Below are 1,162 nucleotides of genomic sequence, written 5' to 3'. Positions count from 1 at the left end.
TTTAAGGAGATTACTTATCTTAATGAAAATATGTTTATAGAGATTTTAGGATTGGGTATTTCAATCTGCATAGAGAAGTAATTAATTTTTTGCTGCAAAAGACAAAGGTAACAAATGGAGTGAAATTTCATATCTCTGAAGAAGTGGGGGGATTATAAAATGTTTTGATAAAAAATTGTTCTGTTCGGATCGATGGTGAAAGTGACAAGTTTTTCATCCTTCAGATTTGCCATTGTTGCCTTAAAAAATGATGATGATAAGGTGCAGATTTTGAATTGTTATTTGATATAGAGTTATAAAATACTTAAATTTTTTCCTGAAGAAGGGGTGAAAAGGGTTGTGATAGGCGCTTACAATTTCTCTAGGATCATCAAAATATCAAATTTTATGAGGCTTTTGAAGCAATTTGAGTGGTGCTTTGAAGGCACTTTTTAGGAAATTGCAAAAAGAAATTTGAAGAAAAAATCTATTTGATGAAGTAAAGAGGAACTTTTTCCTAATATGCTCTGAATTGTAAGTTTCGTGCTGTCACTAATGGGTGCTGTTTGCATGATCCCTCTCTTTTAATCAGATTGTTTCCGTTGCGTCTTTTGTTTAACCTCCATCTCTTTTCAAAGGGGGAAATGATTGGTAAGTGGTTGCTGATATTGAGGATTTTGTTATTTTGTCTCTAGGAGGTGCGTTTTCTAAGCATGGTTATATTATTTTTGCACGTTATTGCTGCATAAGGAATTTATACAATAAATAAAAAAGGAAAAGTCTATGAACTTGAAAGGAAAAATATTGAGGGGGAGCAGTTCTTTTGTTGCTTCTATTATTGCATTTGGGATGTTTGTGCACCATGTTGCAGCGAAAACCCCTGCTGATACACTTGTGATGGGTTGGAATCTTGATCCAATAAGTAACTTTGATCCTGCGCAAATCAATGACCGTTATGGTAATGAAGTTCTTGTCAATGTTTGCGATAATTTAGTTGTTTCTGCTAAAGATGATGCCGCTAAACTTGTTCCCTCTTTGGCGAAGAGTTGGGATGTTTCAAGTGATGATCAGAGAACGGTGATTACTTTTCATTTGCGTGATAATTTGAAGTTTAGCGATGGTAGGCCAGCTCATGCCGGTGATCTTGTTTGGAGTATGAAGCGGGTTGTGAAGTTAAAGATGG

General features: G+C 35.0%; 1 protein-coding gene. It reads left to right on the top strand.

Annotation, left to right across the window (positions count from 1 at the left end):
- Positions 1-762: 762 nt before the first annotated feature.
- On the top strand, positions 763-1,162 hold a 400-nt coding region (locus AC0QT1_RS08625; RefSeq protein WP_473202130.1), incomplete at its 3' end, for an ABC transporter substrate-binding protein.

The sequence above is a fragment of the Bartonella sp. P12B genome (assembly GCF_055796185.1).
This window is presented reverse-complemented; position numbering and strand designations above follow the sequence as displayed.